Below are 14818 nucleotides of genomic sequence, written 5' to 3' on the forward strand. Positions count from 1 at the left end.
ACCGGGACAACCCGGCTTGCTCGCCCACAGATCGCTTCATCGTCGGGGGAGTTCATGATATGTTCTCATTACTGGGGCGTGAGTATCGGAAGGGACCAGCGTGACAATTTCGCCCCTGCAGAACTGGCTTGAAAGGCTCGGCTATGCCGCCGAGCCCGCCGTGCTGCATCGCCGGGGTGACGACGTCCCGGAAGTTCACCCCTATGCACTGGAAATCAAGTCGCTCCTGAAGCCGGATGGGTTGATTCGCGCCCAAGCCGTATTCGAGGTGGAGGGCGTGCCGACGGTGGTCTTTGTCGGCGACAAGGACGAGCCGCTCACCGCCGCCGCCTTGGACGAGATACGTAAGCGGATCTGGAATCAGAATCTCGCCACGGTGGTGATCGAGATCAAGGGCGAGACGGCAGTTGCCGTGCCGGCCCGAAAACTCCGCAACGCGGAGGAAACGCTGACGTTCGGCGCAGCGCGTCCCGACGGGCCATTCTCGGCGTTCGACATCGCTTCAGCCAATCTCTCCCGCCGCGCACCCAAATGGTTCGACATCAAAGCGCGCGTCGACCGCAAGTTGCTCGTCAATCTCTCCAGCGCCGTACTCAAGCTGTCGAGGGTCGGGTTCCGGGCAGCCATAGAGGCGTCGCTGCGGCGACGTCACGCCGAGTTGCTGATGGGGCAGGTGCTCTTCATCTCATATCTCGAACATCGCGACATCGTCGGCGCGACCTATCGCCAGAGGCGTGAAGTCGGTCAACTCCATGCTCTGGTCGCTCGCGCCAACCGCAATGGGGTTCGCAGCCTCATCGATGCGCTCCGTCAGGATTTCAACGGCGACTTCTTAGGGGACGATCGGCATAATCCCTGGGCGGCGTTGAACACGGAGGGGTTCGCGCTGCTCGATCAATTCCTGCGCCGGACCGACATGACGACCGGGCAGGGCGATTTTTGGAATTACGATTTCAGCTATATCCCGGTTGAACTGCTGTCTGGCCTCTACGAATCTTTCCTGTCTCCAGACCAGAAGGCAAAAGACGGCGCTTACTACACGCCGCGTCATCTCGCGATGCTGGCGGTTGATCAAGCGTTCGTCACCTCGGCTGATCCTCTCTCCGAGACAATCTTCGACGGAGCCTGCGGATCCGGAATTCTGCTTACCACGGCCTACCGGCGTCTCATCGCGCTGTCGGAGGCGCGCGGCGGCCGCCAACTCAGTTTCAGGCAGCGTCGAGAGCTTCTGATCAATCGCATATTCGGCGCCGACATCAATCTGATGGCTTGCCGCGTCACGGCCTTCAGCCTCTATCTGTCGTTGCTGGAAGGTCTCAACCCCGCTGATATCATGGAGGCGCAGGAGCGCGAAAACGAGAAGCTGCCATCGCTCGACGGCAGCAATCTGCGCCATGGCCCCACGGCAGACTTCTTCGGACCCAAGCACGGCTTTGCGGACAAGCGCTTCTCTCTCATTATCTCCAATCCGCCGTGGTCGGAGCCCGAAGGCGAAGACGTCACGTCCGCCGACGTTTGGGCGGAGCGGGCCGGCGCCCCATTCGTTCGACGCCAGATCGCCGGCGCCTATGCCCTGAGAGCGATCGACTTCCTGGCCGAGCAGGGGCGCGTCTGCCTCATCCTGCCGATTGGACAATTTTTGGGACCGTCCAGCGCATCGTTCGTCGCGCGCCTGTTCAGCTTGTTCCGACCGGCGCGTCTCATCAACTTCGGCGATCTTCAAGGATTGCTGTTTCCGACGGCCGAGAACACCTGCCATGTGTTCCTCGGGCAACGCCGAAGCGTCGAGGCGCAGATTCCATTTGGCGAGACTTTCGACTACTGCGTGCCGAAGGCGGACATGAGTCTGGCCTTTGGCCGGCTCACCATGCAGTCGGCCGATCGGCACGTTTTGCAAACCCGCTCCGTCGCCCAGGATCCGCAGCTTCTCGTCACGCTGATGTGGGGCGATGCCAACGATATGACTCTGTGGACGCGCCTGACGGCGCGCGGAACGTTCAGCGACTTCTGGAAAAGGCCGCAACCATTCCGGCGATGGGTCAATCGCAAAGGCATTCATCTTAACGACAAGAGCCGCACCGCGGTCAGCGCCGGCCGGTTGCGCAAGATGCGGTTCGTGCCCGTACCCGCGCTCAGCGCGGGGTCGCCCGTGCTGCATCCCGATCTCTTGAAGCCGTGGCCGCGGGCGCAGACGACTGTCGTTGGTCTCAACGACGAGGTGATGGCGGTTTTCGACGGTCCCCGCGTGCTCTTCCCGGACGGGTTCTCGAAACTCGAACATACGGTCCGCGCAGTATATTACGATGGCCCGGCCACCTTCACGCATAGCATCGGCGTCATTTCCGGATCGACCCAGGATGCGGCGCTGCTCCAGTTCGCCGCGGTCTATCTGCGATCCAAGCTCGCCCGTTACTTCCTCATGATGCGCGGCTGGAAGATGCTCTGCGAACGCAACGGCGTCCATCTGTCCGATGTCGAAACCTTCCCGTTCTTTGACATCGAAGCGGCGCCCGATCCGAAGGCGGCTAAAGCGGCGCTCGCAAGGGTCGGCACCTATATGCAAGAGCTATCCGATTTGCCGGAACTCGATCAACGCCGTCGCTACGGCGAAATCCAGAATGCCCTCGACAAGGCCATCTTCAAGTATTTTGGCCTGAACGAGAGCGAGCAGGCGCTGGTTCGCGAAACCGTCGACATCCTGATGCCTTCGATCCGGCCACGAAGCTTCAAAAGTCTCGACACGCCGGCCCAAGCCACCGCTCATCTGGAGGATTTTCGGACATACGGCGAGGCGCTGGCTGCCTCCTTGACCTCTTGGCGCGAACGGACCGGTGGCGGTGGCCGGTTTCACGTCGCCGTTGTGGCCAGTGATCCGGCTCGCCAAGGCCCGTCGGGAATCGTTCGGGTGAGCTACGCCAAAGAGACAACCGCGCCGGCCACTTCCAGCGCTCAGCTCAATGACGATCTGGTCCTGACGACGCTCGCTCAACTTCGCGCAGCGGGGCTGATGGCGATTTCATCGGGCGATGCCCTTCAACTTATCCCCGATGCACATGTTTGGACTGACGGGGCGCTCTATCTGGTGCGCCCATTGTCTCGACGCAGTTGGACCGTGCGGCAGGCGCTTCGCGATGCGGAGCACATCGTACGGTCTGTTCAGAGCCGGCTGTCGCCCGCGATCCGCCCGGAGGTCGCGTGATAACCGGACAAGATTGGCTTTCTGCCTTCCCGATCCGCCCTGCAACCGACGCAGTCGATGCCCTGCGGGAGAGCTGGCGAATACTCGCCGCACAACCGAGAGCCCATTTCCATCCGGGAATGAAAGAGCCCACCCTCACCAAGGCTCTCAAGGCCTATGTCGAAAACGTCACTGCTCGGGAGCGCGGCTTGCTTGGTATGTGGGCCGCCGAAGGCGTCCTTCACAACATCGATTTGGAAACAGCAAAGCTCACCCAGGAACGCCGCACGGACATCGTCTATGGATGGAATGACGATACTCGTCGCATCGAACTGGTATTCGAATTCAAGAAAGTAGGCCGGCAGAAGAGTCATCGCACCCATTACCTGCGCGAGAAGGGGCTAGGTCGTTTTGTCACCGGCATCTACAGCCGCCGACAAGCAGTTGCGGCGATGGTCGGCATCCTGATCGATACGGAGGACGAGGTGGTCCCGCCGCTGCGCGACGCGCTTGCCGATGCGAGCCTTGTCGCGGAACTGAAGATCCGGCCAACCGCGGCGGGCAGTTCCTACGAGCGACCTTCAGTATTATTTTCAACCGCAGACTTCGACACGGAACACGAACGCGACCCCGATCTGGCGCCGAGCCACGGCACCATTCGCGTCGCCCATTTCTTTCTGGCTTTCGGCTATCCCACCAGCACCAAGAAGCCAGCAAAGTCTTGAGCCGAAGGTTTCGCCCTCTCGACGATCAATCAGCGAGGTTGAAAGACGCCGGTCGTCCGTTCCAGCGCCTATATCCCTTCGATCCGTCCCAATAGGACACCGTCCCATCGATAATATTGCGCTTCACGCGCCAGACGGTGTCGGCATTTTGCATCGCGAGGGCAGTTTGGTCGAATACCGGCACTTCAAAGCCAGCCTGCCCGTAGCCGTCGTGGGATACAATCTGCTTCGGCAGCGCCATCAACAGGGCAGCATGCTTTGTCTCCTTGATGACAAGCGCGAAACTGTTCACCGTCGTGTTGTAGCCGTAGGTCGCGTGAACGACGCGATGGTCTGCAACTCGGGATACGTCAGCGACAATGCGGCTGACGTGAGGTTTTGACACCAGAAGGGATTTGTCTGCGATGATTCCGGCCGATGCGGTTTCGCACCACGTGGCGACGTCCCGTGATGCGGCTAACGCCATTGCGCCGGACGTCCTTGCGGCGAACCGCTTTGCCACCGGCTCATAGGCAGACGTCGTCACGAAAAGAGTTTTTTGTGCGCCCTCGACCGCCGCAATGCCATACAACGCCGCGACCGCATCCAGTTGGATCTTTCGATGCGGGGCGTATTTCTTTGCCTGGACCAACGTGAGAAGATCGCCGATCGGATCGCGTTGCAGCAGCCGGATATCAACGCCGCCATCCCCTCGGCCTGGTCCCAGCTCCGAGTGAAAGCCCTGATTCTGGAAAATACGATGCAGCAGGATTTCAAACTCGCGCCAGTCGAGACGGTGAAGATCGTCCGGACGCTGCGCGAAGTGCGCGTACATTTCCTCGTAGACGTCATCGCAGTCGGGTTGGATAAGCGAGCAGACCCACCGCCAATGAAAATATGAATCGAATGCAGACGAGAGGTGCGGATCAGTCGCAAAAAAGGCGACGCTGCTTCCGTCCTGATTTTCGCATTCAAAACCCAGGCTGTGAACGAGTGCATGAAACTCGTCGTACGATCCGTCATCGTCGGAGAAGCCGTTGAACAGCGAATGCAGCGGGCCATCGAAACAAAGCAATGACACGATGGCGGGAGAGCCCGGCTCGCCATCGCTGTGTTCTTCGTAGGTCTGGAAGCCACAATCAAACCAGAGATCTTTGGTCCGCGCCCAGTGCTCGATCGCGGCCTGCAATGCGGACATTTTCGCGATGAGTTCGTGGTCGCTATACGCTTGCATGAGTCAAATATCACCGTACGAGAGCTTTGCGGTATTCACCATCACGACGTACGCCCGCTCAGGCGCGCGTGCTCTCCGATGAGAAAGGTGATGTAACTTCGGATCAGGTTGCAGTAGAGGCGGGCTTCGTTGATGTGCAGCGCGAGACCGTCGCGCAGATCGACGCCGTGGCGAACCCCGCCGCCAGTTGGTGAGGACAGATAGCCATGCAGCGTCATCATCCATCGCAGGATCTGATCCTGATGACCGCCGCGTCCGCGTGATTTCAGTTCGCCGATGATCTTGTTGAAATATCGCCCCTGGATGGATCCATCAAGAATGTCCTCGCTTCGGAATGCGGTCGAAACCGTCTCGAGCAGCCATAGGACTTCCTGCACCGCCTGCCGGCCCTTTCCTTCGGCGAGGGCTCTTTCCGACGCCTGAAGTGCGGTGTCGATCAGGGTTCGGGCCTGGGCATCAAGGGAAGGGGCCTGCTCCGGAACCGCGATTGGGATGTGCGTCCGCGTCGCAACTAGGTTCGGCGGATCGATCTGATAGCCCACGCCGCGATCGGTCAGGATGCGGTTGATGCGGGCGCCGTCGGGGAGGGCCATTTCGGGGGCGCGCTGCTGCAATTGCTCGCAAGCAGCGTAAAAGGCGTTGATGAACAAAGGTGCGTTCGCGGCGGCCTCGTCCATTGCGCGTTCGAGATCGCTCGCCGCCCAACTCGCATCGCTGCTTGATTGATAGGGTAGCCCGGCCGCGGCGGAGAAAGCCGACTTAAAGTGCTCACGGACGGCTTTTCGCGACCCTTGGCCACTGATGCGGTTGATCAGGTCGAGAAAGTCGCCGACGACGCCGGGTTCGATCGGCCCGGGGCTATCAAACCGCCATTGGTTGTTGAATCTCAGCATCGGTGGTCAGCCCTGCGTGTTCAGCGGCTCGGATTCGTCGAATTCCACGAGTCCCTCTGTGATCATGAGCTTCACAGCGCGATTGAGCGCTGCGCGCTCGCGGTCGGTAAAGGCATGGTCCGGATATCTCTCGTCGTAATCGAGGCTCAATTCCTCGATCAGACGGATGATCATGTAGATATGAAGTGCAAAAGAGCGGCGCGCGAGGCCGGTATCGGTCTCGGGAAAGTAACGGGTCTTGGCAGTCGGCCCCGGAAGATTTTCCATTGGACCGTCCCAAGCCGTCGCGGTTTCGACGATGTCGTGCCGCGCCACATGCGCCGCGGCCGTGAGATCGCCATAGAGCCGGCGCAGGGATTTCTCAAGCGAGGTCACGTTGGGAGAACCGTGGGGCTTGCGCCGGCCTTCGCGTACCGCCTTGAGCTGCGCGAGGATTTCCATCTCTTGTCGCAACAGTGCATGAGCCTGCAGATAGCGCGCCTCTTCAATGGCGCTCTCGCAGGCGTTCAGCCCGATGACAAATCCGGCGAAGAGTGCGTTGCGCTCTTCCGACGTGGCCGTAATCGGTGTCACCACGCCGTTGGTGCGCAGCAATCCGGCGCCCAGCACCCCCGCCACGAGAAGATGGGCGTCAATGAGTTGGCCGTAAGCCTGCTTGGCCTTCACTCTGGCCCGATCGCCAAACATTTTCTGAACACCGTAAAGCATAGCCGCCGGATGAATCAGCGCCCGCTTGTGCTCTTCAAGTGACTCATCATCGTCGTCCGCCTTCGCCGGCATGTTTTGCGCCCGTTGTCATTGTCCTGGTCGGACCGACAATAGATGATTTTGGGGGGATTCGGCGGAAAGTGGCAGCCAAAGGCTCTATACGAAATGGGATCGGGCGTCGCCCTTTGGGCCGGGCTGTTGGCTACGCCAAAGCCCCGCTTGCCGCGGGTCTTCGCCCCCCGGACTTCCATCCCTGACGCCAGAATCGCTGATTATCGTTGATTGAAGTGCGTATCACTTGGCGGCGGCGTCTGCCGCAGCATCGCGGCTGAGAGGGAGAGTGAGGGCTGGACTTCCGTGACGGGTTGAGGGCTGGGAGAGAGGCTTCCGGCGCCCGTCGCGGAGAACCGCGATGTCCAGGCATGACCGCACTGCGCGCGCCGGCCACGACCGGGCGAGCCTTTACACTGAAATCACCGACAAGATCATCGCCGAGCTGGAGGCCGGCCGCGTCCCCTGGGTGCAGCCGTGGGGGACGGCAGCGGCGAATGCGACGATCGCCATACCGCGCAACGCCGCGACGCAGCGTCGATATTCGGGGATCAATATACTGATCCTTTGGGGCGCCGTGATCGAGCAGGGCTTTACGGGCCAGAGCTGGCTCACCTTCCGGCAGGCGCTGGGCCTGGGCGGTCATGTCCGGAAGGGCGAACACGGCACGACTGTTGTCTATGCCGATCGCTTCTCGGACGAGCATCGTCGCCGGCTTGCCCGGCACCGTGAGCGAGCGCGACTTTCATCTTAGCGTATCGCGCGACATTCTGAATGACGGAACCTGCGAGGTCGCGATGGTTTTTAGAAGAGCGGGCGGGCGGCGGGCGGGGGTGTACCCAGGTGCCCCTTGAGAGCGGCCGAGGGTTCTGAACGCGAGACGATGCAGTGACTGGGATGGGAGATGGGGATCGACGTCGTGGACACCATGTGGACACCAAGCCAAATAAGCGAAGGGCCGCCTTTCGGCGGCCCGTTCATAACGCTCTAATTTTCTTGAGTGATTTTGGAGCGGGCGAAGGGATTCGAACCCTCGACCCCAACCTTGGCAAGGTTGTGCTCTACCCCTGAGCTACACCCGCATCCGCGGCCGCGCTCCTTGGCTCGACCGTGCGCCCTTATGCCGTAAACGAAACGCCATTGCAACAGTCTTCCTTCGCCGCCTGGGGCCGCCGCGTCTTTGCAGCGAAGCCCCCGCGGTGACCCGCCATGGGACGTTGTGAAAGAACGCCCGCCGCAATTGCCGGGCTATGGTCGGCCCGTGGTTCCGACTAGAAAAGAGGGTGTGAAACGCCCCGTCCGGCGTTCGCCCCGATTCGCCGCCGAGCGCCTTGCGCGCAGGCGCTGTTTTCGTGTAGCGAGCTTCGCTCACGCCTCTAGCAAAGACGCGACCATGCTCAAGCGTTTGTTCGAATCCTTCCTGTTCCTGTCGCGATGGCTGCTCGCGCCCTTCTTCCTGATGCTGGTCGCCGGGCTGATCGAGCTGCTGCTCAAGGCCGGCTCGCATCTCTGGGACGCGACGATTCGGCTCTTCTCCTCTTCCGAAGCCAATATGACGCTGCTCGTGCTCGATCTCATCGACACGACGCTCACCGGCGCGCTGGTGGTCATCGTCATGCTGTCGGTCTATGAGAATTTCGTCTCGAAGGTCGACGCCAAGGCCCATGCCGGATGGCCGAGCTGGATGGGCGAGATCGACTTTTCCGAGCTGAAGCTGAAGCTGCTGTCGACGATCGTCGCCATTTCGGCGATCAAGCTGCTCGAAGCCTTCATGGATGTGGAGCATATGGGCGACCGCGATCTGCTGTTTCTCGTCGGCATCCATCTCACCTTCGTCCTGTCGACGCTCGCTTTCGCGCTCTCCGAGCGCCTGTCCGGCCACCGCGCCGTCGATGCGGACCAGGACGGGCATTGAAATGGCGCCCGGAAGCGTCGGGCGGCGACGGCCGCGCGCCTCGTCGACCGATGCGCTCCGACGTCAATGCTGCGGCAGAGCGGTCCGCATCTCGTCGCAGGCGCGCAATTGCTCCTGCGTCGCGGACCAATAGGAGAGCTGGCAGAGAGACTGATAGCGGCTGGCCACGAAGAACGACCACGTCTCATAGCCGAGAATAGCGGCGATCGCCGCCAGCAGCAGGCCCCTGCTCATGAGCTCCTCCGCAAGCGCTTCGCAGCGCGCGCCATCCTCGCTCGGAGCCGCCGGGCGGTCAATCATCGTTCCGGCTGCATCGTTCCGGCTGCATCGTCCCGGCCTGCGGCGATTCGGCCTATCCGCTCGCGTCCGCGCCGCCCCAGAGCCAGGCCGCGCCGCGCACGCCGCTCGCATCCCCATGGCGGTTGCGCAGGATCTTCGTGTCGATGGCGTCCGAGAACGCCTGGCGCTCGACGCGCTCGAACAGCCCGTCATAGATGCGGTCGATATTGGAGACGCCGCCGCCGAGCACGATCACATCCGGGTCGAGGAGATTGACGATCGCCGCGAGCGCGCGGGAGAGCCGGTCGCGATAGACGTCGAGACAGTCGAGCGCCGCGGCCTCGCCGGCGGCGGCGCGCGCGGCGATCTCTTCGCCCTCGGCTCGCTCGCCGCTGCGCATTCCATAGTCATGGGCGAGGGCCGGGCCGGACAGAAAGGTTTCGACGCAGCCGTAATGGCCGCAATAGCAGAGCCGGCCGGGAAATTCGGCCGGCGTCATCCAGGGCAAGGGCGTATGCCCCCATTCGCCGGCGACCTTGTTGACGCCCTGCAGCACCTTGCCGTCGACGACGACGCCGCCGCCGACGCCCGTGCCGAGGATGACGCCGAACACGACGCGCCCGCCCGCCCCGGCGCCGTCCACGGCCTCGGACAGCGCGAAGCAATTGGCGTCGTTCTCGATGCGTACCGGCCGGCCGAGCAGAGCTGCGAGGTCCTTGTCCAGCGGCTTGCCGTTGAGCCCGGTGGTGTTGGAATTTTTCACGAGGCCGGTGCGCGGCGAGATCACGCCCGGCGTGCCGAGGCCGACCGTGCCGCGCCCGCCGAGCTCGCTTTCGATATCCCGCACGAGCGCGGCGATCGCCTGCAGGATCGCCACATAATCATGCGCGGGCGTCGGCGCGCGGCGGCGCGCCAGCGTCTCGCCGCGCGCGTCCATGGCGACGGCCTCGATCTTGGTTCCGCCGAGATCGACGCCGATACGGAAGGGCGCCTGTGTCATCGCCCTTCGTCATCTAGAGCGCGTTCCGTTCGAACGAAATCGTTCGAGCGATCATAATTCGTTCTGGCGCGTCGCTTCACCGGAGCCGCGCGCGGTCGAGATCGAGCGCGCCCTTCAGATCTCCCACGGCGCTCTTGTCGATCTGCGCCGAATCGAGGGAGAGCCCTTCGGTCACGGCGCCGACGAAGCGCGCGCCGGCGAGATCCGCCCCGGCGGCGTCGGCGTCCTTCAGCGAAGCGCCGGAGAAATCGGCGCCGGCGGCGCGGGCGAAGCGCAGATCGGCGCGCGAGAGATCGGCACCGTCGAAGCGGGCGCCTTCGAGCTTCGCAGAACGCAGCACGGCGCGCATCAGTCCCATGGACTGGTTTTTCATATCGGCCGACAGATCGGCCTTTTGAAAAACGGCGCCGGCGAGGTCGGCGCCGGTCATGTCGGCGGCGAGGCGGCTCTCGGAGAAATCCGCCTTCGCGGCCTTCGCCCGCTGCATCTGCGCCGCGAACACATGCGCGCCGCGCAGCGAGGCGCCGGAGAGATCGGCCTCGAGCAGCCAGGCCTGATCGAGAATGGCCCCGTCGAGCTTGGCGCCGGCGAGCTTCGTCTTGATCAGCCGCGCCGCGCGCAGATTGGCGCCGGCGAGGTCCAGGCCGGAGAGATCCAGGCCGTTGAGGCTCTTCGCGGAGAGATCGAGCCGCGCGCCGGCCGCGATCTTCGCCTCGATGTCCGCGCGCGAAAGCTCCGCCTGCGAATAGGCGGGCTGCGCGAGATCGACATTGCGCAGCATGTCCTGCGCCGGCGCCGACGCGGGGATGGCGAGGGCGATGGCCATGGCGGCGGCCCAGCGAAGCCTCACGGCGCGTCTCCCCTCTTCGGCTCCTGCCCCGGCCCATGAGCGGCGTCGGCGAGCTCTTTCGCCTGGGCGACCCAGCGTCCCCGCTCGAGGCGGCCGGGAATGGCGAAGGCCGCGCTCACCCATTTCACATTTTCCGGCGTCCAGGCGGCGATCTGGTCGAAATGATAGACGCCGAGCGCATGCAGCTTCTCGACGCTCTTCGGGCCGACGCCCTTGATTTTTGCGAGATCGTCGGGCGTTCCGCCGCGCGGGCCGGGCAAGCCGGGAGGCTGCGCGCCGGGATGCTTTTTCGGAGCCTCCGCCGGCGCGGCCGAGGGCTTCGGTCCGGCAGGCGGCTCCGCCTTCGCCGCCGCGGCGGGCTGCAGATGCGGCGCAGCCGCTGCGGAAGCCGCGGCTGGAGGGGCCGCCTCGGCTTCCGGCGCGCGCGGGGCCTGCGGCGGCTCGGGCGCGGGCTTCGGCGCGCCTCTCACGACGACATGGGGCGGCTTCTTCTTCGCCGGCGCGGCGGGAAAGGCCGCGGCGGCCAGGAGCCGCGCGGCGCCGCCGACCGGGAGAGCGAGGGCGTAGGCGCCCGCGAACAGCAGGCCGAGGTCGAAATACAGTCCCGCGCGCCCGGGAATGATCTGCAGATTGGACAGAAAAAAGCCGGCGAGCAGCAGCAGCGCCGAGGTCACGACGACGCCGTGGCCGGAGAATTGGGCGTCCCGGGCGCTGTTGAAGGCCAAGAGGCCGACGACGAGGCCGAGGGCGGCCGCCCCGGCCAGCCATTCCCAGGATGCGGCGAGCAGATAGAGCATGCGCGTTCTCCTTCTCCGCGGGGGCCGCTCACTCGACCATGAATTCAATGCGCCGATGCGGCGCGTCGCCTCCCGCGGCCGCGCCGCTCGACGCCCGCAGCCGCCCCGCCGCGACTCCCGCCGCAATGAGGTAGTCGCGCAGCGTCTCGGCGCGACGTCGCGCGATCGTCTGGTTCTCCTCCGCCGAGCCCGCCCCATCGAAATAGCCGATGATCTCCAGGACGGCGCTCGGGCTGCGCAGCAGCGCGAAGCCGAGCGCGTCGGCGATCGGCAGCGAGTCCTCGGCGAGGGCCGTATGGTCGGCGCTGAAGGAAAAGCCGGGAGCGACGGTCTTTGCGACCGTCGCGCGGAGCTCGGCCGGGGTGATCGGGTCCGCCGGCGAGGCGACGCCGACCAGAGCCGAGGCCTCGAAGCCCTCTGGCGTCTCGCTGGCGAGGCGCGTCTTTATGTCCGCCGCCGCGGGCGCGGTGTAGGCGGCTCCTTCGATCGCGATGCGCCGGTCCGAAATCGCCGCCGCGCCCGTGCGCAGCCGCGCCACCGCGCGCAGCGCGGCCTCCGCCGCCTTTGCGAAGCCGGCGGGCGCGCCGGCCGCGAGGTCGACCCCGGCGGCGATCTCGCCGCCGAAGCGCCGCCGCGCCGAGGCCACGAGGCGGGCGCGCGTCGCGTCGTCGGGCGCATAGCCGGAGAGGGCGAGCGTTTCGTCCTGCTTGCGGGCGGTGAGCACATAGGGCGATGCGACGCCCGCCGCGATCTTCGTTTCCCCGAGCGCAAAGCCCTTCGGGAGAGCGGCGCGCAAGCCCGCTTCCACCGCGGCCGGCGCGACATTCGGCTTGCCCGAGCCCTCGATGGACAGGCTGGCGTCGGCGAGCGCCGCCTTGCCGCTGTCGAGGCCGGCGAGGGCGCCGAGGGCGAGCCGTGCGGCGGCGGCGAATTCGGCCGGGGCGCCGCTCGCCACCCGGCTCTGATCGGCGACCGTCCCGGCGCCGGCCAGGGCGGCGGCTTCGCTCGCCAGCGCCGCGCGAATCGCCGGCGTCGGCGCATAGCCGAACAAGGACAGGGACGCCCCGCTCTTGACCGCGCTCCAGACGAAGGGCGTGACGCCCGGCGGCGTGACGTCGACCGCCTTCGCCTCGATCCCGGCCGGAGGCGAATCCAGCGCCGCCAGCGCGCGATCATAGGCGTCGAAGCTCGCCGGCGCTCCCGTCGCCGTCAGCGACGCGCCCGAAAAAGCGACCTTGCCGTCGCCGAGCGCGTCGAGCACGCCGACCGCATAGCTCGCCAGCGCGGCGAAATTCGCCGGCGCGCCGCGGGCGAGAACGGCCTCGTCCGCGATCTCGAAGCCTTTGCCCGCCGCGGCGGCGCGGATGCGCTCGCGCTCTCCCGGCGGCTCATGGCCGGCGAGCACGAGCGTCTTGCCCCGGCGCTCAACCGAGAAGGCGAAAGGCCGGGCGAGAGCTGGAGGCGCCGTCTTGTCGAGGACGGATCGGACGCCATCCTGCCGTTCGATCGCGCCGACAATCAGCTCGACGGCCTCCGGCAGCAGGGCCGTTCCGGAGAGCGTGACGTCGCGGCCCTCGATGGCGAGGGCGGCGTCGGCGAGCGCCTGCGGCGTCTGGGCGCGCGCGAGGCTCGAGCGGGCGCGGCCCGCGATGTCGGCTTCGATCTTCTCGCCGATCATCGTCGCGGCGACCGCGAACAGGATGGCCAGCGGCGGCAGGCCGATCCACCATTTGCCCGGCTGCATCATCGCTTACGACTCCCTCGGGGCGAGAATCATTACGTATGGACGCAATGTTCTAGCAGCCTGCGGGGGCGAGACCAACTCGCGCGACACACCGAGCATGTCGCGGCTGGCGGATGGTCAGGGTTTTTTCTTGCCGCCCTGCTCGCCGGCAGCCGGACGCTGGGACGGATAGAGATCGATGGCCTTCTCGTGGGTCCAATAGCAGTCGAGCCCGCCCGAAGGGCGCACGCACCACAGCGGTCCGTCACGCTGGTCGACCAGAAGCTGCTGATCGCGCACGAGCTGCACGCATTCGCCGGCGGAGAGCCTGGCCTTGAAATAGGCGGCGTCCTCCTTGGCGGTCTTGTCGTTGATGGGCTTGAAGGCGCGTTTGATGTCGGCCGGATCGCGGCAGGCGAGCACGGCTCCGCGCGCCACCGCGGCCTGCGCGGCGGGGGCGAGGCCGAGCGAGACGGCGAAGGCGATGAGAAGAGCGCGCATAAGCAGTTTCTTAGCCGACATTCGCGCGATTTTCCAGCCAGAGGCCGCGCTTCTCTCACGGCGCCCGCTGGAACAGGCCGATGGTGAGCAGCACGCCGACGATGACGACGACGAGGCGCAGACGGTTCTCGGGAATGCGGTGCAGGAGCTTGGCGCCGGCGACGCCGCCGATCGTCGCTCCCGCCGCGGTGACGAGCGCCTGAGACCAGTGAAGATCCGGCGAGAACAGGAATATGGCGACGGCCGAGGCGTTCATCACCCCCGCCAGCACATTTTTGGTGGCGCTGGCGACGCGCACATTCTGGCCGGCCATGGTCAGCGCCGCGACCATCAGAAAGCCGATGCCGCCGCCGAAATAGCCGCCATAGACGGAAATCAGGAATTGCGCGAGGCCGGCGGCAGGGGCGGAAAGATGCGCCTGCGCCTCGCCGGGCCGGCGAAAAAAGCTCCCATAAGTGAAGACCACGGTGGCGAACAGCACCAGCCAGGGCACGAGCTTGGCGAAAAAGGCCGGCGGCGTCACCAGCAGAATGGCGGCGCCGACCGCGCCGCCGACGATGCTGATGGCGAACAGCGCCCGCATGGACAGCCCGCCGGCGCCGGACGAGAGGCCGCGGCCCGCCCAGCCCGTCGCCACCTGCGCCGGAAACAGAGCGACGCAAGAGGTGATATTGGCGGCGCGCGCATCCATTCCGGTCAGCATCAGCGTCGGCAGGGTGAGAAAAGAGCCGCCGCCGGCGAGCGCGTTTTGCGCGCCGGCCCACATGGCGACGAAAAAGAGCAGGATCAGCAGCATCGCCCGGCTATCCCAGCTCGAGCGGCTAAAATCAAGCTCGGGGCGCTCGAGGACAGGGCTTCGAATCCAGGTTAACAAATTCTGTGCAACCGCGTCATGCCCGCGCTTGTCGCACGGCTGTCCGGTTCAAGATAGGCATAGTATTATTTCGTATTGGCGTGGGTCCGGCTTGTTATTCGGCGTCGGCGC

At 64.9% G+C, this 14818-nt stretch carries 13 protein-coding genes, 1 tRNA gene and 1 pseudogene; 4 read left to right on the forward strand and 11 right to left on the reverse strand.

The window, feature by feature from the left end:
* The first annotated feature begins 100 nt into the window (after positions 1-100).
* Both K3F48_RS20025 and K3F48_RS20030 read left to right on the forward strand, forming a co-directional pair.
* Entirely contained in the window at positions 101-3199 is a 3099-nt protein-coding gene (locus K3F48_RS20025) for an N-6 DNA methylase (RefSeq protein ID WP_222577210.1), read from the forward strand.
* Positions 3196-3903: a Fis family transcriptional regulator gene (locus tag K3F48_RS20030; protein WP_222577211.1), complete on the forward strand. Its 708-nt coding sequence runs from the start codon at positions 3196-3198 to the stop codon at positions 3901-3903. Before K3F48_RS20025 ends, K3F48_RS20030 begins: the two co-directional genes overlap by 4 nt.
* A 25-nt stretch (positions 3904-3928) precedes the next feature.
* On the opposite strand, the gene K3F48_RS20035 is transcribed toward K3F48_RS20030, so the two are convergent.
* The 3 genes from K3F48_RS20035 to K3F48_RS20045 form a co-directional block, all read right to left on the reverse strand.
* Complete coding sequence (locus tag K3F48_RS20035; RefSeq protein WP_222577212.1) at positions 3929-5080, reverse strand: restriction endonuclease; 1152 nt, start codon at positions 5078-5080, stop codon at positions 3929-3931.
* 77 nt (positions 5081-5157) lie between these two features.
* On the reverse strand, positions 5158-6009 hold the full coding sequence (locus K3F48_RS20040; protein ID WP_222577213.1) for a hypothetical protein: 852 nt from the start codon (positions 6007-6009) through the stop codon (positions 5158-5160).
* A 6-nt stretch (positions 6010-6015) separates the two neighbouring features.
* A complete protein-coding gene (locus tag K3F48_RS20045; protein WP_222577214.1) occupies positions 6016-6789 on the reverse strand; it encodes a hypothetical protein in 774 nt (257 codons plus the stop codon).
* A gap of 340 nt (positions 6790-7129) precedes the next feature.
* On the opposite strand from K3F48_RS20045, the pseudogene K3F48_RS20050 reads away from it, so the two are divergent.
* A pseudogene (locus K3F48_RS20050) lies at positions 7130-7492 on the forward strand (ArdC-like ssDNA-binding domain-containing protein); the annotation flags it as partial.
* A 283-nt stretch (positions 7493-7775) separates the two neighbouring features.
* On the opposite strand, the gene K3F48_RS20055 reads toward K3F48_RS20050, so the two are convergent.
* Positions 7776-7850, reverse strand: a tRNA-Gly gene (locus tag K3F48_RS20055).
* Between the two features lie 311 nt (positions 7851-8161).
* On the opposite strand from K3F48_RS20055, the gene K3F48_RS20060 reads away from it, so the two are divergent.
* Positions 8162-8683 carry a YqhA family protein gene (locus K3F48_RS20060; RefSeq protein WP_222577215.1) on the forward strand — a complete coding sequence of 174 codons (522 nt, stop codon included), beginning with the start codon at positions 8162-8164 and terminating at the stop codon, positions 8681-8683.
* Between the two features lie 63 nt (positions 8684-8746).
* Here K3F48_RS20060 and K3F48_RS20065 read toward each other — a convergent pair whose 3' ends face one another.
* The 7 genes from K3F48_RS20065 to K3F48_RS20095 form a co-directional block, all read right to left on the reverse strand.
* On the reverse strand, positions 8747-8917 hold the full coding sequence (locus K3F48_RS20065) for a hypothetical protein (protein WP_222577216.1): 171 nt from the start codon (positions 8915-8917) through the stop codon (positions 8747-8749).
* Between the two features lie 118 nt (positions 8918-9035).
* Positions 9036-9962, reverse strand: coding sequence for an ROK family protein (locus K3F48_RS20070; protein ID WP_222577217.1), 927 nt, complete (start codon positions 9960-9962; stop codon positions 9036-9038).
* Between the two features lie 76 nt (positions 9963-10038).
* Positions 10039-10788, reverse strand: coding sequence for a pentapeptide repeat-containing protein (locus K3F48_RS20075; RefSeq protein WP_222577222.1), 750 nt, complete (start codon positions 10786-10788; stop codon positions 10039-10041).
* A gap of 20 nt (positions 10789-10808) precedes the next feature.
* Entirely contained in the window at positions 10809-11609 is an 801-nt protein-coding gene (locus K3F48_RS20080; protein WP_222577218.1) for a hypothetical protein, read from the reverse strand.
* A gap of 28 nt (positions 11610-11637) precedes the next feature.
* Entirely contained in the window at positions 11638-13356 is a 1719-nt protein-coding gene (locus K3F48_RS20085) for an OmpA family protein (RefSeq protein ID WP_255609462.1), read from the reverse strand.
* Positions 13357-13470: 114 nt separating this feature from the next.
* Entirely contained in the window at positions 13471-13833 is a 363-nt protein-coding gene (locus K3F48_RS20090) for a hypothetical protein (protein WP_222577219.1), read from the reverse strand.
* A gap of 55 nt (positions 13834-13888) precedes the next feature.
* The gene (locus K3F48_RS20095) at positions 13889-14629 is read right to left on the reverse strand and encodes a sulfite exporter TauE/SafE family protein (protein ID WP_222577220.1); all 741 of its coding nucleotides are present in this window, start codon (positions 14627-14629) and stop codon (positions 13889-13891) included.
* Positions 14630-14818 lie beyond the last annotated feature (189 nt).

It is taken from the genome of Methylosinus sp. Sm6 (assembly GCF_019802345.1).
GTDB lineage: Bacteria > Pseudomonadota > Alphaproteobacteria > Rhizobiales > Beijerinckiaceae > Methylosinus.